Origin of the sequence: Streptomyces sp. NPDC050759 (assembly GCF_044456945.1) — a bacterium.
Classification (GTDB): Bacteria; Actinomycetota; Actinomycetes; order Streptomycetales; family Streptomycetaceae; genus Streptomyces.
This window is the reverse complement of record NZ_JBITGI010000004.1, coordinates 1-25,146: the sequence shown is the minus strand read 5'-3', so window position 1 is coordinate 25,146 and position 25,146 is coordinate 1. Positions and strand designations below refer to the sequence as shown.

Here is a 25,146-nt window from a genome sequence, read left to right as displayed (position 1 = left end):
GGTTTCCTTACAGGTAGTGGCGCTGGGTCTGCTTGTGGGCGACGTAGGTGGCGTGGGCGGCCCGGGTGGTGTCGAGGGCGGCGACCTCGCTGACGGGGACGTCCCACCAGCCGTGGCCGGGCGGGTTGGGCCCGTACAGGTCGGTCTCCACGTGCACGACCGTGGTGCGGGTAGCCGCCTTCGCCTTCTCCATGGCCGAGCGGAACTCGTCGACGGAGGTTGCGTGCAGGACGTCCGCACCCAGGGAGGAGGCGTTCGCGGCCAGGTCGACGGGGAGGACATCGCCGTCGAGGAGGCCCGAATCGCCGTCGCGGTAGCGGTACTTGGTGCCGAAGCGCTGAGATCCGAGCGACTCCGACAGGGCGCCGATGGAGGCGAAGCCGTGGTTCTGGACCAGGACGACGATGACCTTGAGACCTTCGGAGATCATGGTCACGATCTCCTGGGCCATCATCAGATACGAGCCGTCGCCGACCAGAACCACGACCTCGCGGGTGGGGTCCGCCATCTTGACGCCGACGCCGGCGGCGACCTCGTAGCCCATGCAGGAGTACGCGTACTCGACGTGGTAGGCCTTTGAATCGCGGGCCCGCCACAGCTGCTGCAGATCGCCGGGCAGGGATCCGGCCGCGTTGATGACCACGGCCCGGTCGTCGAGCACGTCGTTGAGGGCGCCGAGGATCTCGGTCTGGGCGGGCAGCGGGCCATGACCGACGTGGAAGCACTCCTCCTCGATCTCCCGTGTCCGGGCGATGAGTTGGCGGGTGCGCTGGCGGTAGTCGGCGGACACCTCCCAGTCCGTCAGCGCGCCCGCCAGTGCCTCGATGCCCAGCCGGGCGTCGGCCACCAGGGGTTCCGCCGAGTGCTTGACGGCGTCCAGGCGGGCCACGTTGAGGTTGACGAAGGTGACGTCGGGGTTGGCGAAGATCGTGTGGCTCGCGGTGGTGAAGTCGGAGTACCGGGTGCCGACACCGAGCACCACGTCCGCCTCCCGGGCCAGTTCGTTCGCCGCGTACGACCCCGTCGAACCGATACCGCCGACGGCACAGGGGTGGTCCCAGGGCACCGCGCCCTTGCCGGCGTGGGTGTCGGCGACCGGGATGCCGGTTGCCTCGGCGAAAGCACGCAGCGCGGTCTCGGCGCCGGAGTAGACGGCGCCGCCGCCCGCGACGATGAGCGGCTTTCTCGCGTTACGCAGCAGCCGTGCGGCCCGTTCCACGGCGGCGGCCTCGGGCACCGGGCGGCCGACGTGCCACACCCGGCGCCGGAAGAAGGCCACCGGCCAGTCGTACGCCTCGGCCTGCACGTCCTGCGGCAGCGCGAGGGTGACCGCCCCCGTCTCCACGGGGTCGGTCAGGACCCGCATCGCCGCGAGCGCGGCGGGGATGAGCTGTTCCGGGCGCGAGATGCGGTCGAAGTACTTCGATACGGCGCGGAAGGCGTCGTTGACGGTGACGTCCCCGCCGCGCGTGTCCTCCAGCTGCTGCAGCACCGGGTCGGCGGCGCGGGTGGCGAACATGTCGGACGGCAGCAGCAGCACGGGCAGGCGGTTGGTGGTGGCCAGCGCCGCGCCCGTGATCATGTTCGTCGAGCCGGGCCCGGTGGACGCGGTGCAGGCGAAGGTGGCCAGCCGGTCGCGCATCTTGGCGTAGGCGACGGAGGCGTGGACCATGCCCTGTTCGTTGCGGGCGAGGTAGTAGGGGAGGTCGGCCTCTCCGGTGGTGGCGGCCTGCAGCAGCGCCTGGCCGATGCCGGCGACATTGCCGTGGCCGAAGATGCCCCACACCCCGGGGATCAGCCGTTGCTCCTGTCCGTCGCGCTCGCTGTACTGGTGGGCCAGGAAGCGCACGAGGGCCTGCGAGGTGGTCAGTCGTACGGTGTTCATCGGTGTTCTCCGATACGCAGCCGGTCGTCGACGTCCTGGGACGCCCAGGTGTCACGGACCCAGCCGCGCGCGGGGTCGTCACAGATCAGCGGGGCGCGGTCCTGGCCGGGCCCCGCCATGACGTCGAGGCAGTACAGGTCGTAGCCGGGCGCGGCGATGGACGGGCCGTGCCGGCCGTGGGGATCAGCACCGTGTCGCCACCATGAGCAGGCACCCGCCCCGCGCAGTTCCACGGGGACGTCCTCCTTGCGCCCGTACCGAGCCGAGTGACCTCCCTGCTCGGTACGGGCGGAGGGCAGTGCGTACGTTCCACCGTCCGCACTGCTGATCACGGCCTGCGACTCGCGGGGCAGATACGCGAAGTCGGTGACCGCCGAGAACACGTCCGTCCAGCCGCCGAGCTCGAAGCTCCGCCCGTCGACGGCGACGGTGCAGCCGCCGTTCAGGGGCAGGACCAGGAACTCGTTCTCCCCGGTGGACAGGGCGTGCTCCTCGCCCGGCCTCAGGGGAAGGACCCTGAGGCCGGAGTATGTCCAGCCCGCCGACTCCGGCGTGATGGCCAGGTCGTGGGGGCCGTCGGCCGAAGTCCCCTTCGACAGGTGGTACTTGCTCGCCCCGGTCACAGCAGGCTCACCGCCTTGTCGACCGCACCGGCCACATCGCCGCCCGCGGGGTAGAGCAGCGAACGGCCCACGACCAGGCCCTGCGCGGTCGGCTGCTGCAACGCCCTGCCCCAGGAGGCGAAGGCCGCCTCGGCGTCCTTGACCTCCCCGCCCAGCAGCAGCGCCGGCAGGGTGGAGGAGGCGAGCACCCGCTCCATCTCGGCGACCACCGGGAGCTTCAGCCAGTTGTAGGCGGTCCGCCGGCCCAGCGCCGAGGCAATGGTGACCGACTTGATGACCGCGTCAGTCGAGAGGTCGTTGCGGACGCGGCCGTCCTGCCACACTGAGATGAACGGCTCGACCATCGCGATCAGTTGGCGGTCGTTGAGCTCGTCCACCGCGCGGGCCGTGTTCTCCAGCGCCGAGGGCGTCGCGGGGTCGTCGAGGGCGATCCGGGTGAGCATCTTGCCGCCGTCGAAGCCCATCGCGGCGATCGTGGCGGCGTCGTAGCCGGTGAACCGGTCGTCGATCTCGAACACCGAACCGGCGAGACCGGCCCGGTTCATGGAGCCGAAGACGCTCTTGCCGTCCAGCACGCCGAGCAGGAGCAGGTCCTCCAGGATGTCCGCGGTGGCCAGCACGCCGGTCACACCGGGGCGTTCGAGGGCGACGCAGAGCCGGTCGAGCAGTTCGGAGCGGTCGGCCATCGCGTGGGGGTCGTCGCCGACGCCGTTGGCGCCGCGTGCCGGGTGGTCGGCGGCGATGATCATCGCCTTGCCGTGCTCACCGAGGATCGAGGTCGCCTTCACCCGGCGGACGGCGGCGGCCGCGACGGCGCCGGGGTCGCCCACGCGGGCGGACACGATCCGGCTCAGCTTCTCAGACGGCACGGGGCACCTCACCCAGCTTGGCGTGGACTTCCGACGCGGTCGGCATGGCGTCGGAGCAGGACAGCCGGCCCGCGACGATCGCGCCGGCGGCATTGGCGAAGGACACCGCCCGGCGGGTGTCCCAGCCGGAGAGCAGCCCGTGGCAGAGCGCACCGCCGAAGGCGTCCCCGGCCCCGAGCCCGTTGACCACATCCACTGGCACCGGCGGGATCTCGACGGCAGAGCCGTCACCGTCCATCGCCAGCACACCCTTCGGCCCCTGCTTCACCACCGCCAGCTCCACACCGGCTGCCAGCAGCGCCTTCGCGGCGGCATACGGCTCACGCTCACCGGTGGCCACCTCGCACTCGTCGAGATTGCCGACCGCGACGGTCGTATGGCGAAGAGTCTGCGCGTAGTAAGCACGCGCTTCGGCGGGGTCGGTCCAGAACATCGACCGCCAGTCGAGGTCGAAGACGGTCGGGCCCGACGTGGACCGGTGGGACAGGGCCGCGAGGGTGGCCGAACGGCTCGGCTCCTCACTCAGCCCGGTCCCGGTCACCCAGAAGATCCGCGCGTCCCGCACCGCGTCCAGGTCCAGCTCACCGGCCTCGATGTCCAGGTCGGGCGCCTTCGGCAACCGGTAGAAGTACAGCGGGAAGTCGTCCGGCGGGAAGATCTCGCAGAACGTCACCGGGGTCGGCGCGATGTCCGACGTACCGACGAAGCGGCTGTCGACGCCGTAGCCGTCGAGCGCCTGTCGTACGAAGTCCCCGAAGGGGTCCCGGCCCGTCTTGGTGATCACCGCGGCCGAATGCCCGTACCGGGCCGCCGCCACCGCCACATTGGTCGGACTGCCGCCCAGGTACTTGCCGAACGACGTGACCTCCGCCAGCCCCACACCCGTCTGGAGCGGATAGACGTCCACCCCCACGCGGCCCATGGTCAGCACATCGAACGGCATCGCTGGATTCCCTTCGCTGGCGCGCTCTACTAGCGCGCTCTAGTGCGAGTACGATGACCCCTGTCCAAATGTCATGTCAATAGCTTGTTGCCGGAAGATTTCGAGGCTGCCCTAGGGTGGGCTCCGTCGAAAGGTGGGTTCACGCGTGGATGCAGTACCGGGCAGGCAGCGGCCGACGATGGCCGATGTGGCCGTCAAGGCAGGTGTGTCCCGGGCGCTGGTCTCGATCGTGTTCCGCGATCAGCCCGGCGCGAGCCAGGAGACCCGTGAGCGCGTGCTGAGGGTCGCCGACGAGATCGGCTACCGCCCGGACAGCGCGGCCCGGTTGCTGGCCCGGGGCCGCAGCCGCACGCTCGGCGTGATGTTCACCGTGCACCAGACCTTCCAGACCGACCTGATCGAGGGCATCTACCCCGAGGCCGAGCGGCTCGGATACGACGTCCTGCTCTCGGCGGCGGTCCAGGGGCGCAGCGAGGCCAAGGCGGTCGAGGCACTCCTCGGGCACCGCTGCGAGGCACTGATCCTCCTCGGCCCCGACGCGGACGCCGGCTATCTCGACGCGCTCGGCCAGCGGGCCGTGACCGTGTCGGTCAGCCGTCGCGTCCCGCGGGCCCGCGTGGACTTCGTACACAGCGCGGAGAGCAAGGGTGTCCGGCAGGCCATGGATCACCTGGTCGAACTCGGCCACCGCAGGATCGTGCACATCGACGGCGGCCGGGGTCCCGGGTCCGCCGAGCGGCGGCGCTCCTACCGGGCCGCGATGCGCCGGCACGGCCTCGAGTCGGAGATCCGGGTCATCCCCGGTGAGCACACCGAGCAGTCCGGTATCGAGACCGGCAGGCTGCTGCTGGAGGAGCGGGACCGCGGGCTGCCGCTGCCGACCGCGGTGCTCGCGGGCAACGACCGGTGCGCGATGGGCCTGTTGATGCCGCTGGCCCGGGCCGGTGTCGAGGTTCCGCGGGACATGTCCGTCGTCGGCTACGACGACAGTCACCTCTCCCATCTCATGCCGATCGGCCTCACCACCGTGCGCCAGGACGCGGTGCTGATGGCCGAGCACGCGGTGCGGTTTGCCGTGGAGCGGCTGGAGAATCCGCAACTGGAGCCGCGGGAGGCCGTGTTGGACCCGAAGCTCGTCGTGCGCGGCACCAGCGGGCCGCCACGGGAAGCACCCTGAACGACGTGTCCGCCACCCGGTTACTCGGGTGCCGAGCCCGCGCCTCAGCCCTCGTACTCCCGCAGTTTGCGGTACAGCGTGGCCCGTCCGATGCCGAGTACCGCCGCCGCGCGGGACTTGTTGCCGCCGTGGCGGTGCAGAGTCTCCAGGATCGTGGCCCGTTCGGCGTGTTCCATCGGGCTGAGCGGACGGACGGCGGGCCCTTCCCGCACGGTGTCCGGCAGTTCGGCCCGGCGTACCGGCCCGGAGGCTCGTCGGTGTTCCGCCAACGCCTGGACGACATGGGCGAGTTCGGTGATGTTCCCGGGCCACGGATGCTGTTCGAGCGCGCGCAGGGCGTCCAGGGTCCAGGTCAGCGGAGGACTTCCCGGTACGGGGCGCGGCGTGAGGGCCGACAGCAACTCCCTGATGTCCTCGGTGCGTTCACGCAGCGGCGGCAGGACGACCGTGCGGGCGGCCAGTTTGTCGAGGAGCCGTTGCAGGCACGGGCCGGGCGGCGTGCCGGGGGTGTGGGTGACCAGCAGCCGGGCGTCCGGGTGCGCGTCGAGCAGGGAGTTGAGCGTGGCCACGGCGGGCTGCGTCAGCCGCTCGGCATGCCGGAGGATGAGGGGGCTCGCAGCGGCCCATTCCGCCAAGTCCCCTTCGAGCGCGCCCCCTTCGGCCGCGTCCACCGTCTCGATGTCGGCAGGCCCCAGCAACTCCCGGGCCAGCGCGGTCTTCCCCGTACCCCGTTCACCGGTCAGCAGCACGGGCTCGGGGGAGCCGACCAGTTCGGCGGCGCGCTCCACGGCGTACCGCCACGGAAGGGAGGAGCCGGTCAGACGGGGGAGCGGGCGCGGTCTCGGCCTCGGCGTGCCCTCGTCCTGCGGCTCCAGGACGGCCACGATCCCCACGACCCCGCCCGCCTGCCGCACCAGGTCGATCCGAGCACTGCAGCCTGCTCCCTCGGGCAACTCGACGGTGGACGGCGCGTCCGTGTGCCGCGCCGTCGTCGCCGTACGCTCAAGAACCCGAAGGACCTCCTCCGTCAGCAGCCGCTCCGCCGCCGCGCTGATCAGGCGGTTGCGGCCGTCCAGTGCGACCACCGCGCGGTCCTCTCCGCGCGCGGCGCGCAAGTAGGCGTCCAGGAGGACCTGTTCGGCACGTCCCGCCCGGGCGAGGAGTTCGGCCTCCACCGCGGCGGCAGCGGCCTCGGCGAGAGCCGCCTGCGGGTGCGGCGGGCATCCTCCGCACAGGTGGGAGGCGACGGTGAGGGTGCCGAGTGCCTGTCCGCTCTTCGGCGCGAGCACCGGGACGCTGACCGCCGACACGTCCTGCCACACGTCGAGGAAGTGCTCGGGCCCGTGCACCTCGGCCCGGCGCCGCCTGCGCAGGGCGAGGGCCGCGCTGTTGTGGCCGACCTCCTGCTCCGACAGTCCCGGGTGCGGGGTGAGTTCGGGCGCGCTCCCGGACGTCCACAGCACACGCAGGCGCGCGTCGGTGAGGAGGAGGACCGAGCCGTCGGTGCCCAGGGCGGGGGCGATCCGTTCGAGCACCGGACGGGCGGCGCCGAGGAGCGGGGACTCGACCGGCCGTGGCGGATCGGCGGCGGGTTCCTTGAGGTCGTGCGGTACGCCGAAGAACCGGGCCCGCCGCCACGCCGCGAGGACCTCCTCCGGCACACCGTCGGGCAGCGGGCGCCCGGACAGGAAGCGCTCGCGCGCCACGCGCAGCGGTGGGAGGGCGTGGACTGCGGGGGAGGGCTCAGTGGTGGTCACGACGTACCCACCGTAGCGGGTGCGGTTGAACCGACAACGACCGGCCCGTGCGGGCGGCGTCTGCTGTCATGGATGCGCCGCATGTCTCGTATTGAGACACCCGCGCACCGCCGTACCGCACCATGATCAAGACTGTCCGTCGTCCGTGAGCCCACGCCAGGAGCGTCCCGTGTCCCCCGTCGTCGAGACCGACGTCCTGATCGTAGGCAGCGGCCCGGCCGGTGCCTCGGCCGCGCTCGCCCTGAGCACGTACGGCGTCCCCAACATCGTCGTCACCCGTTACGCGAGCCTCGCCGACACTCCCCGCGCGCACATCACCAACCAGCGCACGATGGAGGTGCTGCGCGACCTCGGCGTCGAGCAGGACGTCATCGCACGGGCGACCCCGCAGCACCTGATGGGCAACACCACCTTCTGTACGAGCCTGGCCGGCGAGGAACTCGGCCGGGTGCGCTCATGGGGCAACGACCCGCTCGTCCAGGCCGCCCACGAACTCGCCAGCCCCACCCGCATGTGCGACATGCCGCAGCACCTCATGGAGCCGGTCCTCGTCGACGCGGCCGTCGCCCGCGGCACCAGCCTGCGCTTCCAGACCGAGTACCTCTCCCACACCCAGGACGCCGACGGCGTGACGGTCACCGTGCGGGACCGGCTGCGCGGGGACACGTACGAGATCCGCGCGAAGTACCTCATCGGCGCGGACGGTGGCCGCTCCAGGGTCGCCGAGGACCTGGGGCTCCCGATGGGCGGCCAGATGGGCGTGGCCGGCAGCATCAACATCGTCTTCGAGGCGGACCTGACCAAGTACACCGCCCACCGGCCCTCCACCCTCTACTGGGTCCTCGCCCCGGGCGCCACCGTCGGCGGCATCGGCGCGGGCCTGGTGCGCTGTGTGCGGCCGTGGAACGAGTGGATGATCGTGTGGGGGTACGACGTCACGGCGGGCGCCCCCGACCTGACCACCGAGTACGCCGAGTCGATCGTGCGCCAACTGGTCGGCGACGACGAGATCCCCGTGACGATCAAGTCGTCCTCGGCCTGGACCGTCAACGAGATGTACGCCGAGACCTACTCCCACGGCCGCGTCTTCTGCGCCGGTGACGCCACCCACCGCCACCCGCCGTCCAACGGCCTCGGCTCCAACACCTCCATCCAGGACTCCTACAACCTCGCCTGGAAGCTCAAGCTCGTCCTCGACGGCACCGCCGCCCCGAGACTCCTCGACACCTACACCGCCGAACGCGCCCCCATCGGCAAGCAGGTCGTCACCCGCGCCAACCAGTCGATCGGCGAGACCGCCCCGATCTTCGAGGCCCTCGACGGACTCTCCCCGCAGACCCCCGAACAGCTGTGGGCCAACATCGCCGCCCGCAAGGACACCACCGAGGCCGCCGAGAAGCAGCGGGCCCGGCTCCGCGAGGCCATCGCCTTCAAGGTGTACGAATTCAACGCGCACGGCGTCGACCTCAACCAGCGCTACGCCTCGGACGCCGTCGTCCCCGACGGCACCCCCGCGGAGACCTTCGCACGCGACCCCGAGCTCCACCACCAGCCCACCTCCCGCCCCGGCGCTCGCATCCCGCACGCCTGGATCACCTCCGGCACCCGCACCCTCTCCACCCTCGACACCGTCGGAAAGGGCCGCTTCACGCTGCTGACCGGCATCGGCGGCGAGGGCTGGGTCCGGGCCGCCGCGGTACAAGACATCGAGATCGCCACCGTGGCCGTCGGTCCCGGGCAGGAGTACGAGGACCCGTACGGCGACTGGGCGCGCCTGAGCGAGATCTCCGACGCGGGCGCGCTGCTCGTACGGCCCGACGGGTTCGTCGCCTTCCGGCACGCGACCGCGGCCCCGGACGCCGAAGCGCTGCTCAAGGACGCGCTGCGGCGGATCCTCGGTCACGCCTGAGAACGCGCGACCATGGAAGAAGCGGAACGCCGTCGAGAACGAGGAGCCGGGATGACCACCGACGCGATCGGAGCCGGCGTCACCGAGGAGGCGGTCGCCAGCCTCCACGCGACCGCCGATCCCCGCCTGCGCGAATTGCTCGCCGGCCTGATCGGCCACCTGCACGACTTCGTGCGCGAGAGCCGGCTCACCCAGCAGGAGTGGGAGAAGGCGATCGCCTTCCTCACGGCGACCGGGCAGAAGTGCACCGACACCCGGCAGGAGTTCATCCTGCTCTCGGACGTCCTCGGCGTCTCCATGCTCGTGGAGACACTCAACGGCGACCGGGTACCGGGCGCCACCGAGTCCACCGTGCTCGGCCCCTTCCACATGACCGAGTCGCCCGTGCGGGAACTCGGGGACGACATCGACCTGGTGGGCGGCGCCGAGCCGTGCGTGGTCAGCGGCCGGGTGCTGTCGGCGGACGGCACCCCGCTTCCCGGCGCCGTCCTCGACGTCTGGCAGGCCGACGACCAGGGCTTCTACGACGTCCAGCAGCCCGACGTACAGCCCCCGGGCAACGGACGCGGACTGTTCACCACTGACGCCGAGGGCCGTTTCTGGTTCCGCACCTGTGTCCCGGCGCCGTACCCGATCCCCACCGACGGCCCGGTCGGTGACCTGCTCGACGCGACCGGACGGCACCCGTACCGGCCCGCCCACATCCACTTCATCGCCGGAGCCGAAGGCCACACCACCGTCACCACCCACATCTTCGTCGCGGGCAGCGACTACCTCGACTCCGACGCCGTCTTCGCCGTGAAACAGAGCCTGGTGCAGGACTTCGCGACGACCGACGACCCGTCCCTGGCCGCGGAGTTCGGCATCCCGAACCCCTTCCGGCACGCCCGCTTCGACCTCGTACTGGAGCCGAACGCATGACGTTCCCGGCCGACTTCACCTACGAGAGCCCTCCCGTGCGGGTCGTCCTCCGGTCCGGCGCCGCCGTGACCGCGACCCCCGGCGAGGCCGAACACCTGGGTCTGCGCCGCCTGTTGGTGGTGTGCGGCAGCCGGGGCGAGGCCGTGGCGCGGGAGGTCGCGGACGCGCTCGGCGACGCGTGCGCGGGGCTGCACGCCGAGGCCCGTATGCATGTACCCGTCGAGGACGCCGACCGGGCCGTGGCGGTGGCCCGCGCGGCCGCGGCCGACGGGGTCGTCGCGGTCGGCGGCGGCTCGTCCATCGGCCTCGGCAAGGCGATCGCCCTGCGCACCGGACTGCCGCTGATCGCCGTCCCGTCGACCTACTCGGGCTCCGAGATGACCCCCGTGTGGGGCCTGACCGAGGGCGGGGTCAAGCGCACCGGCCGCGACCCGAAGGTCCAGCCCCGCAGTGTCGTCTACGACCCCGAGCTGACCGTCTCCCTGCCGGTGCCGCTCACCGTGACCAGCGGCATCAACGCCCTCGCCCACGCGGTCGAGGCGCTCTACGCCCCGGACACCTCGCCGCTGATCGCGCTGATGGCGGAGGACGGCGTCCGGGCGATGACCGAGGCGCTGCCCCGACTGGCCACCGACCCGCTGGACATGGCGGCTCGCGGCCAAGCGCTCTACGCGGCGTGGCTGTGCGGGTCCTGCCTCGGGTCCACCACCATGGGCCTGCACCACAAGCTGTGCCACACGCTCGGCGGCAGCTACGGGCTCCCGCACGCCGAGACCCACACCGTCGTCCTGCCGTACGCCCTCGCCTACAACGCTCCCGCGATCCCGGAGGCGTTGACCGTGCTGAAAAGGGCACTGGGCACCGACGACCCGCCACATGCCCTGTGGCAACTGGCCGGACGCCTCGGCGCACCACGCTCCCTCGCCGAACTAGGTCTCAAGGAGACCGACGTGGCGGAGGCGGCCGTACAGGTGGCGGGGCAGCCGTACGCCAACCCGCGTCCTGTGACGGCGGAGGGTGTGCGGGAGGTACTCCAGGCGGCCTATCAGGGACGTCGACCGTGAATACCGCAGCACCACAGCAAGTCCCCTAAGAAAGGTGAACATCATGGCCCTCGCACTGCTCCGGCGTCGGCGGTCCAAGGCTGCCCTTGCCGAGGCGGCGGGCCTCTCCGTCCCCCTCCCGGAAGGCGCGGGCGCGGTGGCCCGTGAGGTCGTCGACCCGATGGGCTCGCCCATGGCGGGCGCGGACGTCACCGTCACCGCCCTGGACACGCACCGGGTCGCGGTCCGCGGGACGACCGACCCCTACGGCTACTTCCTCGCCGTTCTGCCGCCCGGCCGCTACAGCCTGATGGCCGCCGCCGAGGGCCTCCAGCCGCACCGCGAGACGGTCGAGGTGGGGCCGTACGGGATGACGCCCACCGAGCGGGTCTGGCTCCAGCCCGCCCAGGCGCTGCAACTGCCCACGCCCGGCGTCTGGCTGTTCGATCCGCCGCACACCGCGATCCGCTTCATCGCCAAACACGTCGGCATGGCCAACGTCCACGGCCGCTTCGAGCGTTTCGAGGGCGGCATCCAGGTCGCGCAGGACATGGCGCAGACCCGTGTCCAGGTCCGTATCGACGCCTCGAGCATCACCACCGGCAACACCACGCGCGACAACCATCTGCGGTCCGCCGACTTCCTCGACGTCGAACGCTTCCCGCACATCGACTTCGTCAGCACCCGCTTCGCCTATCGCGGCGGAAGCAAGTGGACCCTCCAGGGCAGCCTGACCATGCACGGCGTGAGCCGCTCGGTCGCCCTGGACACGACGTACCTCGGCACGGTGAACGGCGGCTACGGCGAGGAACTCCGCTGCGCGGCCCTGGCGACGGCGGAACTCCACCGCGAAGACTTCACGCTGAACTGGCGGTCCATGCTGGCCCGGGGCATCGCGGTCGTCGGCCCCACGGTCCAGCTGGAACTGGACGTCCAGGCGATGTACCGCACCCACGACACGCCGACCCCGCCGGAGTAGGCGCGCGCGGACAGCCGGGCATTGTCAGACCCGGTCGGTACCGTCGGGCTCATGAGAGCCAACGGAACATTTAGCGTGAAGGCGTTCGTCCCGACCGAGCTGAAGCCCGAGCCGGCCGTGACCACCGGGCTTCCGGTCGGGGTCGCGACGATGGAGAAGCACTTCGAGGGCGAGATCGCCGGCCGCTCGGCGACCTTGTTCACCGCCGCGTACGACCAGCAGTCCGGCGTCGGCACCTACGTGGCCATGGAGTCCTTCGAGGGTTCGCTGCACGGCAGGTCGGGCGCCTTCAACTTCGTGCACTCGGCGACGACCTCCGGCAGCGACCGCACCGCGGAGTTCTTCACGATCGTGCCCTCCAGTGGCACCGGGGACCTGGCGGGGATCTCCGGCACCGGCGGCCTCGCGGTCGACGCCGACGGCACCCACCGGATCCGGCTCGACTACGAGCTCGGCTGACGTCGGGTCCAACTCGCCGTCACCGGAGGGCACATCGCACGTCCCCGGGGCCGACAGCTTCACGGAAAGCTCACATAACCCAACTCAAACTTTAGGTTTCAAGCGTTACGCTCACCGGCATCCGAGTGCTCGGGGGAGCGGCTCGTCCGCCATGGCACTCCCTCCCCCCACGGTTTCAGGAGACTCGGCGTGAGTGACGGCGACGTAGTGGTGATCGGCGGCGGCTATGCGGGCGTCCGGCTGGCGAAACGGCTGGACGCGACGGCACGGGTCACGCTCGTGGACCGCAAGGAAGTCTTCTTCCACCGTATCTCCTCCCTCCGGGCGGGTGTGCGCAGGGAGTGGAGCGCCACCCCCTTCATCCCGTACGACCGGCTGCTGCGCCACGGCCAGATGGTCGTGGGCAAGGTGGTGCGCATAGACACCGCCGAGCGACGGGTGGTACTGGCCAACGGCACGCGGCTGCCCTACGACGTGGTGGTGATCGCGACCGGCGCCGACTACCCGGAGCCGGCCCGCTTCGCCGGGACCACCGCCGAGGAGGCGATGAAGGCCTTCGCCGAGCACCAGCAGAAGATCGCCTTCGCCGAGCACGTCCTCGTCGTCGGCGGTGGGCCCTCCGGCGTCGAACTCAGCGCCGAGATCCGGCTGGCCAGGCCGGACGCCCGGGTCACGCTCGCGCACTCCGGTCCCGCGCTGCTCGGCAGCACGGGCAGCGAACGGGCCGGACGCAAGGCGCGCGAATGGCTTGAGGCGCACGACGTGGAGGTACGGCTCGACTCCTTCATGGCACCGGGCAACGACTACTCCACCTACCGCGACGCCCACGGCGACGTCATCACCGCGGACCTCTCCTTCTGGGCGACCGGCACCACCCCCAACACACTCTGGCTGCGCCTGGGCGGCCACGGCGACCTGCTGACCCCCTCCGGACATGTGAAGGTCGACCGCTCACTGCGGGCCGAGGGGCACCTGGACGTCTTCGCGGTCGGCGACGTCAACGACGCCACCGAGCTCAAGATCACCCCGGCGGCGCTCGCCCAGGCCGACCTCGCCGCCTGGAACATCCGCACCCACCTGAACAGTTCGGGCAAACACCGCAAGGAGCCGCGCTTCTACCGGCCGATCCACCGCACCCCGCTGATCGTGCCCTTCGGCCCCGCCGACGGAGTGACCATGCTGCCCGTGCCGGGTGGTGAGACGGCGGTGCTCGGCAGCCGCACCAGCGCCGTGGCCAAGGCCAAGACCCTCATGACGCCCTACATGAGGCGCCAACTCGGCTACACGGCGGCCTGATCGGCGAAGGCGACCTCGGCGGCTCCAGCAGGACGGGGTCCGGCTGGAGCCGCAGTCCGCATTCTCACGCATGCAGGACGTGCTGCGTGGGCCGGACCAGTCCCGACTCGTACGCGAAGACCACCGCCTGGACCCGGCCGCGGGCGCCGATCTTGGTGAGGATGTTGCTGACGTGGGACTTCACGGTGGTCGGGGCGATGGAGAGCCGGTCGGCGATCTCGGCATTGGAGTCGCCGGAGGCGACGGCCGTGAGGACGTCCCGCTCGCGTCCGGTGAGGGTGCCCAATCGGTTGCCCGGTGCGTTGCCCCCGACGGCGCGCTGGTCGCGGACGGCGTCGATGAGCGCACGGGTCAGTCCGGGGGAGACGACCACGTCACCGGCGGCCACGACCCGCACGGCCGCGACCAGTTCGTCGGCGGTGGCGTCCTCGGGGAGGTGTCCGGCGGCCCCGGCGCGCAGGGCACCGTAGGGGTAGCTGTCGTCGGTCGTGGTGAGGAGCAGGACGTGCGGGGCGTGTCCGTCCGGGGCGTGGGTGATCCGACGGACGGTCTCGACGGTGTCCGTGTCGGTGGCACGGCCTTCCAGCAGGACGACGTCCGGCCGGAGCAGGGCGCTCAGCCGGACCGCCTCCGGCCCGTGCGCAGCCTCGCCGACGACGTTCAGGTCGGGCTGGGACTCGAGGAGCATTCGAAGGCCGACACGCTGAAGTGACTGGCCGGTGGCGATGAGGACGCTGGTCATGGCGGCGTGCTCCATCCTCGTCCAGCGGACAACATGCTGAACGAAACGGTTTCGTTCTCGTGGGTTTCAGAGTAGCTCCGGAGTTATCGAAACGGGCGCGTATCGGTTGTGGGGTGGGTCACATTCCGGTTGTGTTGGGGCCCTCAGGGAGTCGTCGTCGCCGGTGAGGACGGGGGCCGGGAAGTGCCCGCGACCGTCGGCGGTGGAGTGGTCTCCGGCAGCCTGGTCTCGCCGCCCGGCGGAATCGCGGTGACGATCATGACGGCGGCCACCGCTGCGGCGACGATCAGCACCAGCGCGGTGAGGAGACGGGAGCGCGTGTCGCGCGTCGGTCGCGGTATCCGCCCGGCCGGCTCGGGTGCCGAGGCGAGCGGAGCCAGATACGCCACGACGTCGTCCGCCCCGGGCCGCAAGGCCGGATCCTTGCTGAGGAGTCCGCGCAGCAGCGGCGTCAACGGGCAGTCCGCACCCGGCAGTTCGGGCTCCTCGTAGACCACGGCCAGCAGCGTCGCCGGCAGCGAGGGGCGGGAGAAGGGGGAGCGGCCGGTCAGCGCCGTGCACAGGGTGGCGCCCAGGGACCACCAGTCGGAGGCCGTGCCCGGCTCGGCACCCGTGGCGCGCTCCGGGGCCATGTACTCCGGGGAGCCGATGAGCACGCCGTCCCTGGTGAGCGCCTGCGCGTCCTGGAGGGCGGCGATCCCGAAGTCGGTGAGCACGACCCGCTGTCCGGGGCCCAGCAGGACGTTGCTGGGCTTGACGTCACGGTGCAGCACTCCCGCGGCGTGTACCCGGCGCAGCGCCTGGGCCAGCGCCAGTCCGATGCGGGCCGTCTCGCGCATGCCCAGCGGTCCCCGGTCGGCGACGGTCCGCTCCAGCGAGGGTGCCTCGATCAGCTCCATCACGATCCAGAGCCGGTCGTCCTCCTCGGCCACGTCGTAGACGCGGACCACGCCCGGATGGTCGATCCGCGCACCGGCCCTCGCCTCACGCAGCGCGCGCTCCCGACGGATGCGCGCGTCGGTGTCCGTGCCCGGGCCCTCCAGATACAACTCCTTGACCGCGACCGGACGTTCCAGCACTTCGTCGCAGGCCCGCCACACCCGCCCCATACCGCCCTGCCCGACGCTCTCCGTCAGGCGGTAGCGGCCCCCGATCCGCATGTGTGTTCACCTCCCGGCTGCTTCCATGACAGCACGGCCCGAGCGGTGTGCGGCAGGGGGCAACCCCGCCCGGACCGGCGGCGACCCATGAGTGAATCCCCGCCCCCATGAAGGGAGTTCACTCCATGCGCACCCGCATCGCGCGTCTCGTCACCGTCCTCGCCGCTCTGCTCGCGGTCCTCGCCGCCCCCGCCGTCACGGCGACCCCTGCACAGGCGGCCGACACCTGGAACCCGCCCGCAGGCCTCGTGCAACCGCTGGGCGAGGTGTGGAACCACGTCGAGTCGACCTACCCCGACCTCTACGGCTTCCGCAACTACGGCTGGGACCAGATCGTCGCCAACAAGGGAAGCGTCAACTACTGCGTCCGCTGGGAGTCCGACGCCCCCGTCAGCGCCGCCCTGCGTGACCAGGTCCACGCCGCGCTGAAGAAGCAGTTCGGCAAGTGGACGGCGGCCATGCTCGACAACGGCACCGGCACCAACGCCTGGCCGTACACCACCGTGCCCGTCAACATCGTCGGCTGGGCGGTGAAGAACCGCTCGACCCTCCAGTGGACGGACAACTCGGTCGACATCTACGCCGGAAACCTGGACTCCGGCGGCGCCCCGCAGTGCGCTCCCGACTGCGGCCGCTTCTTCCACCAGGACGGCAACTACGCGAAGTGCCCCGGCGGTGCGGCCCGCCACTACGACCAGTCGCTCTGGCTCACCAAGGGCTTCCAGGGCGGCGCCGGCGGGGACTGGGGTCAGCGCGTCGGCCAGGAGTACTTCACCGGCGCCCTCGCCCAGGAGGACATCCACATCTACCTCCACGAAGTCGGCCACACCTTCGGTCTCGACGACTTCTACGACTGGACCCCGACCGGCCAGTGCTGCTTCCTGATGAAGGCGGGCAGCGCCACGCAGATCACCGACTTCGACAAGTGGATGCTGCGTGACTTCTGGCGCCACTTGAAGAGCCGGTACGGCTACTGAGCGGAAGGGGATTGACGCGGCCGGGAGTGGCTGTCACTGTTTTGACTACGTAGTCATCGAGCCGTGACGCATGTGTGTGGGCTTCAGTGACTACGTAGTCAAAGTTCTACGGCGAGGAGCGCACATGGCGGCCACCGGACCCGGACGTCCGCGGCGCGGACCCGGCATGACCGAGGTCGCCCGGGCCGCCGGTGTCTCGCAGAAGACCGTGTCGCGGGTCGTCAACGGCGAACCGCACGTCAGCCCGGAGGTGCACGACCGCGTGCTCCGGGCCGTACAGGAGCTGGGGTACCGCCCGAACACCGCGGCGCGCGCCCTGCTCCTCGGCCGCTACCGGCGGATCGGCGTCGTCTCGCTCGGCAGCGCGCTCTACGGCCCCTCCACCCTGCTCCTCGCCCTGGAACGAGCCATGCACCGCGCGGGCTACTCCTTCACCCTGGCCGGAACCCTCGAGGGACAGCCGGTCCAGGTCGCCGTGGAGGCACTGCTGGAACAGGGTGTGGACGGGATCGTCCTGTCCGAGCCCATCGACGACGGCGCCCCGCTCCGGCTCAGCGCGGACGTGCCGGTGGTCAGCCTCGGCGAAGGCGTCGAGGTCGGCCAGGGCAGGAGTGCCGTCGTCGGCGCCGACGGGCTCGTGGCCGCCCGGACCGCCACCGAACACCTGCTGTCCCTGGGCCACCGCACGGTCTGGCACATCCCGGGACCGCACGACTGGTGGGCAGCGCGTGACCGTGTGCGCGGCTGGCGGCAGGCCCTCGCCGCGGCCGGTGCCCCCGAACCCCCGCTGCCGGTCGAGGGCGACTGGAGCCCGGCCTCCGGGTACGCGGCCGGACGCCAACTGGCCGGGCTCTCCGACGTCACCGCCGTGTTCGCCGCGAACGACGACATGGCGATCGGGGCGCTGCGGGCGTTCGCCGAGGCGGGCCTGTCCGTCCCCGGCGACGTCAGCGTCGTCGGCTTCGACGACATCCCCGCGGCCGCCTATATCTCCCCGCCCCTGACCACCGTCCGCCAGGACTTCACCGCGGTCGCCGACCGGGCCGTCGACGTGCTCATCGCCATGATCGAAGGCGCCCCGGCACCGGCCGAACGCACCGACATCCCCGTCGAGTTGAGAGTACGGGCCTCCAGCGGCCCGGTACGCGAACCCGCACCACCCCTGCGCTGAACCGTCGGCGCGACGGCCCGCGGCCCACGATGCCGCAGGCCCGCTCCGCCCTGCCCGCGAGTGCCGCCCGGGACGGCCGCACCCGCGCTCCCCGTAGCCGCACCACGTGAGGAGTCACGTGTGTTCCCCGCATCCCCGACCCGCCGCACCCTGCTGCGTGGCGCCCTCGGCCCTGGCCGGCTACGGCTTCGCCAAGTTCCGCTTCGCCGGCAGGCGCCTGCTGTTCGGCGTGATGTTCAGCTCGCTGTCGGTCCCGTTCGCGGTGATCCTGGTGCCGTTGTTCGTGATCCTCGTCAAGACCGGCCTCGGCAGCCCCTCGTTCGCGCTGATCGTGCCGTGGGTAGCGCCCGCGTTCGGGATCTTCATGATGCAGCAGTACATCGTTCAGTCCGTCCCGGACTCCGTCCTCGAGGCCGCCAGGATCGACGGGGCGAGCGAGTTCGGCATCTTCCGCACCATCGTGCTGCCCCTGCTGCGGCCCTCGCTGGGCGCGCTCGCCGTCCGGCAGCTGACCCAACCACCGTATTGGAGAAGGATGTTCGAGCTTCCACCCCGCGTTCTGTTCGGCGCCGCCTACTACCACGAGTACCAGCCGTACGAACGCTTGAAGGACGACCTCGACCTGATGGCCGAGGCACGCTTCACGGTGATCCGGGTCGGCGAGTCCGTGTGGTCCACCTGGGAACCGGATAACGGCCGCTTCGACCTCGACTGGCTCCAGCCCGTCCTCGACGGCGCCCACGAGCGGGGCATCTCGGTGATCCTCGGGACACCGACGTACGCCGTACCGCCGTGGCTGGCCCGCCAGTACCCGGAGATCGCGGGGGAGTCACGCACGGGTGAGCGGATCGGCTGGGGTGCCCGGCAGGAGGTCGACTTCACCCACCCGGCGTTCCGCTTCCACGCGGAACGGATCGTCCGGAAGATCGTCGCCCGGTACGCCGACCACCCCGCCGTGATCGGCTACCAGGTCGACAACGAACCCGGCCCCCATCTCCTGCACAACCACGGCGTGTTCCAGCGCTTCACCGACGAACTCCGCGCGCAGTACGGCGACGTGGAGACCCTCAACCGGGAATGGGGCCTGGTCTACTGGTCGCACCGGCTCTCCACCTGGGCCGACCTGTGGACCCCCGACGGCAACGCCCAGCCCCAGTACGACCTGGCCTGGCGGCGCTTCCAGGCCCGGCTCGTCACCGAGTTCATCGCCTGGCAGGCGGACATCGTCCGCGAGTACGCGCGACCCGGCCAGTTCGTCACCACCTGCATCTCCTACGACCGCCTCGGCGTGGAGGACGACAAGCTCACCGAACGGCTCGACGTCACCGCGGGCAACCCGTACTACACGATGCAGGACGCCCTCGAACTGCCCGACCGGGGCGGCGACGGACAGGACTGGACGACCAACGGCACCTGGGCGCTGTACCGCAGCGCCGACCGCATGTACTCCTCCCGCCAGGAACCGTTCCTGGTCACGGAGACCAACGCCCAGGCCATCGGCTACCCGTGGAACAACCGACCCGCCTACGACGGCCAATGGCGCCAGGCCGCCTGGGCGTTGATCTCCCGCGGTGCCTCGATGATCGAGTACTGGCACTGGCACACCCTGCATTTCGGCACCGAGACCTACTGGGGCGGCATCCTCCCGCACAACGGCCGCCCCGGCCGCGTCTACCGGGAACTCGCCGTGCTGGGAGCGGAGTTGGAGAAGGCGGGCGACCTAGCGGCGGCCCTCACCCCGGACGCCGACGTGGCCTTCCTGTACGACGGCCCCAGCAAGTGGGCGCTCCAGGCGCAGCCGCCACTGGCCCTGGCGGACGGGGGTGCGAACGGGCGGTCGTACGAGACGGTCTTCGACGCCTTCTACCGGGGCGCCTTCGACGCGGGGCTCCAGACCCGCATCCTCCACCCCGGGCAGCTCTCGACGGCCGCCCTGCCCGAGGTCCTCGTCGCCCCCGCCTTCTACGCCGCCGACGACGAGACCCTCGACCGCCTCAAGGCCTACGCCGAGGCGGGCGGGCACCTCATCGTCGGTCCCCGCACCGGCTACGCCGACACCGAGGCGCGGGCCCGCACCGAAGCGCAGCCCGGAAGGCTGGCGGAGGCGGCCGGGGTGACGTACGACGAGTTCAGCAACCTGGGCGCCCCACTGCCGGTCACCGGCACGGAAACTCTCCCCCTGCCACCCGAAGCGTGCGCCCTGCACTGGGCCGACGGTCTCCAGCCGCAGGGCGCCGAGGAATTGGCGTCCTACGACCACCCCCACTTCGGGCGCTGGCCGGCGGTCACGACACACCGTCATGGCGCGGGCCGCATCACCTACGTGGGCACGGTCCCCGACCCCGCCTTCGCCCGGGCCGTGTTCGCGTGGGCGGCCCCGGCCACCTGGCGCCCGGACCGTCCGAGCGTCACCGCGACCTCGGCCACCGCCCGCGACGGCCGCCGGGTGCGCTTCCTGCACAACTGGTCGTGGGAGGCGGTGTCGGTCGCCGTGCCGATGTCCCTGCGGGACGTTCTCACGGACGAGGTGTACTCGGAGGCCGTGCCCCTGGGACCCTGGGACGTGAAGATCCTCACGGAGGACGCGATGAAGGAGTAGCTCCGCTAGTGCTGTGACCGCGTAGGTTCGCCGGGTTGGTGGTCGTGGCGGTTGGATGTGCGGTGACGTCCGATCCGACCGCTGGAGGCGCGGTGGCTGAGCCTGTCCGTGTGCGCAGACTGACCGACCAGGAAGGACAGCGGCTGCAGCAGATCATGCGCCGGGGCAGCACGAGTTCGGTGCGCTATCGGCGGGCGATGATGCTGCTGGCCTCGGCCGGCGGGAACCGGGTGCCGGTGATCGCGCAACTGGTCCAGGCGGATGAGGACACCGTCCGCGACGTCATCCACCGGTTCAACGAGATCGGCCTGGCCTGTCTGGACCCTCGGTGGGCGGGAGGCCGTCCCCGCCGACTCAGCTCTGACGACGAGGACTTCGTCGTCCAGACGGCCACCACCCGACCTGCCAAGCTCGGCCAGCCCTTCACCCGCTGGTCGCTGCGCAAACTCGTCGCCTACCTGCGGAAAGTCCACGGCCGGATCATCCGCATCGGCCGCGAAGCATTACGCTGCCTGCTTGCCCGCCGCGGCATCACCTTCCAGCGCACCAAGACGTGGAAGGAATCCCCGGACCCAGAACGCGACGCCAAACTCGACCGCATCGAGGACGTAGTGGACCGCTTCCCGGACCGCGTCTTCGCGTTCGACGAGTTCGGCCCGCTCGGGATCAGGCCCACCGCGGGCTCGGGCTGGGCTGCGCAGAGGCGCCCCGACCGGCTGCCCGCCACCTACCACCGCGCCCACGGCATCCGGTACTTCCACGGCTGCTACTCAATCGGCGACGACCGCATGTGGGGCGTCAACCACCGCAAGAAAGGTGCCGCGAACACACTGGCCGCGCTGAAGTCGATCCGCGCCGCCCGGCCCGACGGCGCCCCGATCTACGTGATCCTGGACAACCTGTCCGCCCACAAAAGCACCGACATCCGCCGCTGGGCGAAAAGCACAAGGTCGAGCTGTGCTTCACCCCGACCTACGCCTCGTGGGCGAACCCGATCGAAGCCCACTTCGGACCGCTGCGGCAGTTCACCATCGCCAACTCCAACCACCCCAACCACACCGTGCAGACCCGGGCCCTGCACGCCTACCTCCGGTGGCGCAACGCCAACGCCCGCCACCCCGACGTCCTCGCAGCCCAAGGACGTGAACGAGCCCGCATCCGCAGCGAGAAGGGTGTCCGCTGGGGAGGGCGTCCCACCACGATGATGGCCTGAACGACTACACCTGCTCCTGATACACCCTGATCTCAGTCGGCTTGAGTCTGTGGATCGTTGCCCAGGCTGCTCGCTCGGTCAGTCCTTGAGCCCACTCTTCGAGATCATCTCCGGCATCGTGGAAGAACCACGAGTCGAAGCTTCCGAGGGCCTCCAAGGCGGGTGCGAGTCCGTATCCGAGCTCGCAGTGGACCTGCACGTAATGGCCGTGATCACCGTCGCTGTCGGATATCTCGAACTGCCGGGTGAGGTCCAGCATGAACGCCGGAGGACCGTCGAACGCGTGGGTCCCGTACTGGAACAGAAGACCGTCAGCGTCGGGTGTGTCTGGGACGTCGAACAGCCGTCGGCCGAATCGGAGGAAACCAAGCCAGAGATCTTCCGTGACCAGATCGTCAAGCGCTCGCTGGCCTGAGCCCAGTTCGCCCTCAAGCAGTCCCACGGCCTCGTCCATCGACAGTCTCCGCGTCATGCCCGACCTCCTCGTCGACCGCAGCCGGGCTCAGCGTACTGACCCCGGTGAACCTTCCCGGTCAGAGCACTAGCTTCTCTCGACCAGGCTCTGCGTGCCCAGCACCGAGAGCAGCCGCAGCTTCTCGGCCGCCTCGGTGCCCGGCTCGGCCGAGTACACGAGGATGTGCAGGTCGTTCTCCTCCACCCGGAGCAGGTCGCAGTCGAGCGTGAGCGTGCCGACCTGCGGATGGTCGATCGTCTTGAGAGAGCCGGCGAGACGGCCCACCACCCCCGCGTCCCACAGTTCGGCGAACCGCGCGCTCCTCGTCCGCAACTCCGCCACCAGGGCCTGGAGTTGCCGGTCGGCGGGATAGCGGGCGGCGGTGGCGCGCAGTTCGGCGACCATGCCCGCCTCGAAGTCACGCCGTTCCGCCGGCGTGTGCCGCACCCGGGTCGGCATGCCCGTGAAGTTGCGCCACACACCGTTGCGTTCGAAGCCACGCAGGACCGACGGGTCGCCCATCAGAGCCGCGTACATCGGGTTGGCCAGCAGCAGCGTCATGGCCGCGTCGGAGACCGCGACGGGGGTGTCGACCAGCCGGTCCAGCAGCCGCTGCACGCTGGGCGTGATGAACCCGGGCACGACATCCGGCCCGGGCGGCACCAGTTCCGCGAGGGCGAAGAGGTACGTCCGCTCGTCCCCCGAGAGCCGCAGCGCCCGGGCCAACGCCTCGACGACCTGCACGGATGGGTTGACCGCCCGCCCCTGTTCGAGACGCGTCACGTAGTCGACCGAGATGCCGGCCAGCAGGGCCAGCTCCTCGCGCCGCAGCCCGGCAGCCCGCCGCCGGCCACCCGAGGGCAGCCCGGCCGCATCCGGGCGCACCCGGTCGCGCCAGCGCCGCAGCGCCCGTCCCAGTTCTGTCACCGCCATGCTCCTCAGTGAACACCGTCGGCCGCGGATGTGCCTGGTACCGCCAGTCCCAGGAAGAAGGGTCTTCTGGCTGGCCGGGCCTCCGCGCAGCAAGCTGGACGGCATGACGACAACACTCATCACCGGAGCGAACAAGGGCCTCGGCTTCGAGACCGCCCGCCGGCTCATCGCCGCAGGCCACACCGTCTACGTCGGCGCCCGTGACGCCGAGCGCGGCCGCCGCGCCGCCGACGAGCTCGGCGCGCGGTTCGTCCAGCTCGACGTCACCGACGACGCCTCCGTCGAGGCCGCGGCCAAGACCCTGGACGCCGCCGGCGGCCTCGACGTCCTGATCAACAACGCCGGTATCGAGACCCGCACCGAGGACAACAGCGTGCCGGTCGCGGCGACCGTGACCGCCGACCAGATGCGCACCACCTTCGAGACGAACGTCTTCGGTGTCGTCCGCGTCCTGCACGCCTTCCTCCCGCTGCTCCAGCGCTCGGCCGCGCCCGTCGTGGTCAACGTCAGCAGCGGCCTGGGCTCGCTGACCCACCTCTCCGACCCGGACCACCCCGCGCACTTCTACCCGGGCATCGCCTACCCGACGTCCAAGACCGCGGTCAACATGCTCACCGTGCAGTACGCGAAGGCGTTCCCGGCCCTGCGGATCAACTCGGTGGAGCCCGGATTCACCAAGACCGACCTGAACGGCAACACCGGCACGCAGACCGTGGCGGAGGGCGCCGAGATCATCGTCCGCATGGCGCAGGTCGGTCCGGACGGCCCGACCGGTGGCTTCTTCGACGCCAAGGGGCCGCTGCCCTGGTGACCCGGGCAGCGGTCCAACCGACTCACCCCTTGCGGGCGTTGATCTCCTCGGTGAGGGCGGGGACGACGTCGAAGAGGTCGCCGACGACGCCGTAGTCGGCGAGGTCGAAGATGGGCGCCTCGGCGTCCTTGTTGACGGCCACGATGGTCTTGGAGGTCTGCATGCCGGCGCGGTGCTGGATGGCGCCGGAGATGCCGTTGGCGATGTACAGCTGCGGCGAGACGCTCTTGCCGGTCTGGCCGACCTGGTTGGTGTGCGGGTACCAGCCCGCGTCCACCGCGGCACGCGAGGCGCCGACGGCCGCACCGAGGGAGTCGGCGAGGGCCTCGATGATCGCGAAGTTCTCGGCGCCGTTGACGCCGCGGCCGCCGGAGACCACGATCGCGGCCTCGGTCAGCTCCGGACGCCCGGTCGACTCGCGCGGGGTACGGCCGGTCACCTTGGTGCCGGTGGCCTGCGCGGAGAACGTCACGGACAGCTCCGAGACCTCGCCGGCGGCCGGGGCGGCCTCGACGGCGGCGGAGTTGGGCTTGACCGTGATGACCGGGGTGCCCTTCGAGACGCGTGACTTGGTGGTGAAGGAGGCGGCGAACACCGACTGGGTGGCCACCGGACCCTCGTCGCCGGCCTCCAGGTCGACGGCGTCGGTGATGATGCCGGAGCCGATGCGCAGCGCCAGGCGGGCGGCGATCTCCTTGCCCTCGGCGGAGGACGGCACCAGCACGGCCGCCGGGGACACGGCCTCGACGGCGGCCTGGAGGGCGTCGACCTTGGGGACGACCAGGTAGTCGGCGTACTCGGAGGCGTCGTGGGTCAGGACACGCACGGCGCCGTGCTCGCCCAGGACGGCGGCGGTGTCGGCGGCACCGGCACCGAGCGCGACGGCGACCGGCTCGCCGATACGGCGGGCCAGGGTCAGCAGCTCCAGGGTGGGCTTGCGGACGGCACCGTCCACGTGATCGACATAGACGAGAACTTCAGCCATGGGAAAGCAACTCCTACCGGATCAGATGAACTTCTGGCTTGCGAGGAACTCGGCGAGCTGCTTGGCGCCCTCGCCCTCGTCCTTGACGATCGTGCCCGCGGTGCGGGCGGGACGCTGGGCGGCGGAGTCCACGGCCGTCCAGGCACCCTCCAGGCCGACCTGCTCGGCCTCCAGGTCCAGGTCGGACAGGTCCCAGGCCTGCACCGGCTTCTTCTTGGCCGCCATGATGCCCTTGAAGGA

At 71.0% G+C, this 25,146-nt stretch carries 21 protein-coding genes and 2 pseudogenes; 12 read left to right on the top strand and 11 right to left on the bottom strand.

Going from position 1 to position 25,146, the window contains the following annotated elements; translation table 11 throughout:
* Positions 1 to 7 precede the first annotated feature (7 nt).
* The 4 genes from iolD to iolC are packed head-to-tail and all read right to left on the bottom strand — an operon-like array spanning position 8 to position 4,320.
* Positions 8 to 1,885, bottom strand: coding sequence for a 3D-(3,5/4)-trihydroxycyclohexane-1,2-dione acylhydrolase (decyclizing) (gene iolD, locus ACIBJB_RS13620; RefSeq protein WP_398929909.1), 1,878 nt, complete (start codon positions 1,883 to 1,885; stop codon positions 8 to 10).
* The gene (locus tag ACIBJB_RS13615) at positions 1,882 to 2,508 is read right to left on the bottom strand and encodes a 5-deoxy-glucuronate isomerase (protein WP_398929907.1); all 627 of its coding nucleotides are present in this window, start codon (positions 2,506 to 2,508) and stop codon (positions 1,882 to 1,884) included. The genes iolD and ACIBJB_RS13615 overlap by 4 nt, the downstream gene beginning before the upstream one ends.
* Positions 2,505 to 3,377, bottom strand: coding sequence for an aldolase (locus tag ACIBJB_RS13610; RefSeq protein ID WP_398929905.1), 873 nt, complete (start codon positions 3,375 to 3,377; stop codon positions 2,505 to 2,507). Before ACIBJB_RS13610 ends, ACIBJB_RS13615 begins: the two co-directional genes overlap by 4 nt.
* Positions 3,367 to 4,320: a 5-dehydro-2-deoxygluconokinase gene (gene iolC / locus ACIBJB_RS13605; RefSeq protein WP_398929903.1), complete on the bottom strand. Its 954-nt coding sequence runs from the start codon at positions 4,318 to 4,320 to the stop codon at positions 3,367 to 3,369. The genes ACIBJB_RS13610 and iolC overlap by 11 nt, the downstream gene beginning before the upstream one ends.
* A gap of 178 nt (positions 4,321 to 4,498) precedes the next feature.
* On the opposite strand from iolC, the gene ACIBJB_RS13600 reads away from it, so the two are divergent.
* Positions 4,499 to 5,497 (top strand): LacI family DNA-binding transcriptional regulator, encoded by a 999-nt coding sequence (locus tag ACIBJB_RS13600; RefSeq protein WP_398930979.1) that lies wholly within the window; start codon positions 4,499 to 4,501, stop codon positions 5,495 to 5,497.
* A 44-nt stretch (positions 5,498 to 5,541) separates the two neighbouring features.
* Here ACIBJB_RS13600 and ACIBJB_RS13595 read toward each other — a convergent pair whose 3' ends face one another.
* Entirely contained in the window at positions 5,542 to 7,254 is a 1,713-nt protein-coding gene (locus tag ACIBJB_RS13595; RefSeq protein ID WP_398929901.1) for a helix-turn-helix domain-containing protein, read from the bottom strand.
* 169 nt (positions 7,255 to 7,423) lie between these two features.
* Here ACIBJB_RS13595 and ACIBJB_RS13590 point away from each other — a divergent pair, with 169 nt between their 5' ends.
* The 6 genes from ACIBJB_RS13590 to ACIBJB_RS13565 all read left to right on the top strand — a co-directional run bounded on the left by ACIBJB_RS13590 (position 7,424) and on the right by ACIBJB_RS13565 (position 13,861).
* A complete protein-coding gene (locus ACIBJB_RS13590; protein ID WP_398929899.1) occupies positions 7,424 to 9,163 on the top strand; it encodes an FAD-dependent oxidoreductase in 1,740 nt (579 codons plus the stop codon).
* A 51-nt stretch (positions 9,164 to 9,214) separates the two neighbouring features.
* Positions 9,215 to 10,084, top strand: a complete 870-nt coding sequence (locus ACIBJB_RS13585) for an intradiol ring-cleavage dioxygenase (protein ID WP_398929897.1) — start codon at positions 9,215 to 9,217, stop codon at positions 10,082 to 10,084.
* A complete protein-coding gene (locus ACIBJB_RS13580; protein WP_398929895.1) occupies positions 10,081 to 11,148 on the top strand; it encodes a maleylacetate reductase in 1,068 nt (355 codons plus the stop codon). The genes ACIBJB_RS13585 and ACIBJB_RS13580 overlap by 4 nt, the downstream gene beginning before the upstream one ends.
* A 43-nt stretch (positions 11,149 to 11,191) precedes the next feature.
* Entirely contained in the window at positions 11,192 to 12,106 is a 915-nt protein-coding gene (locus ACIBJB_RS13575) for a YceI family protein (protein ID WP_398929893.1), read from the top strand.
* Between the two features lie 51 nt (positions 12,107 to 12,157).
* The gene (locus ACIBJB_RS13570; protein WP_307081040.1) at positions 12,158 to 12,565 is read left to right on the top strand and encodes a DUF3224 domain-containing protein; all 408 of its coding nucleotides are present in this window, start codon (positions 12,158 to 12,160) and stop codon (positions 12,563 to 12,565) included.
* Positions 12,566 to 12,754: 189 nt separating this feature from the next.
* A complete protein-coding gene (locus ACIBJB_RS13565) occupies positions 12,755 to 13,861 on the top strand; it encodes an NAD(P)/FAD-dependent oxidoreductase (protein ID WP_398929890.1) in 1,107 nt (368 codons plus the stop codon).
* Between the two features lie 64 nt (positions 13,862 to 13,925).
* Here ACIBJB_RS13565 and ACIBJB_RS13560 read toward each other — a convergent pair whose 3' ends face one another.
* Together ACIBJB_RS13560 and ACIBJB_RS13555 are read right to left on the bottom strand one after the other, a co-directional pair.
* A complete protein-coding gene (locus tag ACIBJB_RS13560) occupies positions 13,926 to 14,603 on the bottom strand; it encodes a LuxR C-terminal-related transcriptional regulator (protein ID WP_398929888.1) in 678 nt (225 codons plus the stop codon).
* A gap of 143 nt (positions 14,604 to 14,746) precedes the next feature.
* Positions 14,747 to 15,763: a serine/threonine-protein kinase gene (locus ACIBJB_RS13555; protein ID WP_398929886.1), complete on the bottom strand. Its 1,017-nt coding sequence runs from the start codon at positions 15,761 to 15,763 to the stop codon at positions 14,747 to 14,749.
* A 125-nt stretch (positions 15,764 to 15,888) separates the two neighbouring features.
* Here ACIBJB_RS13555 and ACIBJB_RS13550 point away from each other — a divergent pair, with 125 nt between their 5' ends.
* The 4 genes and pseudogenes from ACIBJB_RS13550 (at position 15,889) to ACIBJB_RS13535 (ending at position 21,723) form a co-directional block, all read left to right on the top strand.
* Positions 15,889 to 16,740: a hypothetical protein gene (locus tag ACIBJB_RS13550; protein WP_398929884.1), complete on the top strand. Its 852-nt coding sequence runs from the start codon at positions 15,889 to 15,891 to the stop codon at positions 16,738 to 16,740.
* A gap of 124 nt (positions 16,741 to 16,864) precedes the next feature.
* A complete protein-coding gene (locus ACIBJB_RS13545) occupies positions 16,865 to 17,911 on the top strand; it encodes a LacI family DNA-binding transcriptional regulator (RefSeq protein ID WP_398929882.1) in 1,047 nt (348 codons plus the stop codon).
* Positions 17,912 to 18,068: 157 nt separating this feature from the next.
* The gene (locus ACIBJB_RS13540) at positions 18,069 to 20,510 is read left to right on the top strand and encodes a beta-galactosidase (protein WP_398929880.1); all 2,442 of its coding nucleotides are present in this window, start codon (positions 18,069 to 18,071) and stop codon (positions 20,508 to 20,510) included.
* 92 nt (positions 20,511 to 20,602) lie between these two features.
* A pseudogene (locus ACIBJB_RS13535) lies at positions 20,603 to 21,723 on the top strand (IS630 family transposase).
* A 4-nt stretch (positions 21,724 to 21,727) separates the two neighbouring features.
* On the opposite strand, the gene ACIBJB_RS13530 reads toward ACIBJB_RS13535, so the two are convergent.
* Together ACIBJB_RS13530 and ACIBJB_RS13525 are read right to left on the bottom strand one after the other, a co-directional pair.
* On the bottom strand, positions 21,728 to 22,195 hold the full coding sequence (locus tag ACIBJB_RS13530; protein ID WP_398929878.1) for a hypothetical protein: 468 nt from the start codon (positions 22,193 to 22,195) through the stop codon (positions 21,728 to 21,730).
* A 69-nt stretch (positions 22,196 to 22,264) separates the two neighbouring features.
* Positions 22,265 to 23,110, bottom strand: a complete 846-nt coding sequence (locus ACIBJB_RS13525) for a helix-turn-helix transcriptional regulator (protein WP_398929876.1) — start codon at positions 23,108 to 23,110, stop codon at positions 22,265 to 22,267.
* Positions 23,111 to 23,213: 103 nt separating this feature from the next.
* Here ACIBJB_RS13525 and ACIBJB_RS13520 point away from each other — a divergent pair, with 103 nt between their 5' ends.
* Positions 23,214 to 23,921 carry an SDR family oxidoreductase gene (locus ACIBJB_RS13520; RefSeq protein ID WP_398929874.1) on the top strand — a complete coding sequence of 236 codons (708 nt, stop codon included), beginning with the start codon at positions 23,214 to 23,216 and terminating at the stop codon, positions 23,919 to 23,921.
* A gap of 22 nt (positions 23,922 to 23,943) precedes the next feature.
* Here ACIBJB_RS13520 and ACIBJB_RS13515 read toward each other — a convergent pair whose 3' ends face one another.
* Together ACIBJB_RS13515 and ACIBJB_RS13510 are read right to left on the bottom strand one after the other, a co-directional pair.
* Complete coding sequence (locus tag ACIBJB_RS13515; protein WP_398929872.1) at positions 23,944 to 24,906, bottom strand: electron transfer flavoprotein subunit alpha/FixB family protein; 963 nt, start codon at positions 24,904 to 24,906, stop codon at positions 23,944 to 23,946.
* A 21-nt stretch (positions 24,907 to 24,927) separates the two neighbouring features.
* Positions 24,928 to 25,146: pseudogene (locus tag ACIBJB_RS13510) on the bottom strand (electron transfer flavoprotein subunit beta); the annotation flags it as partial.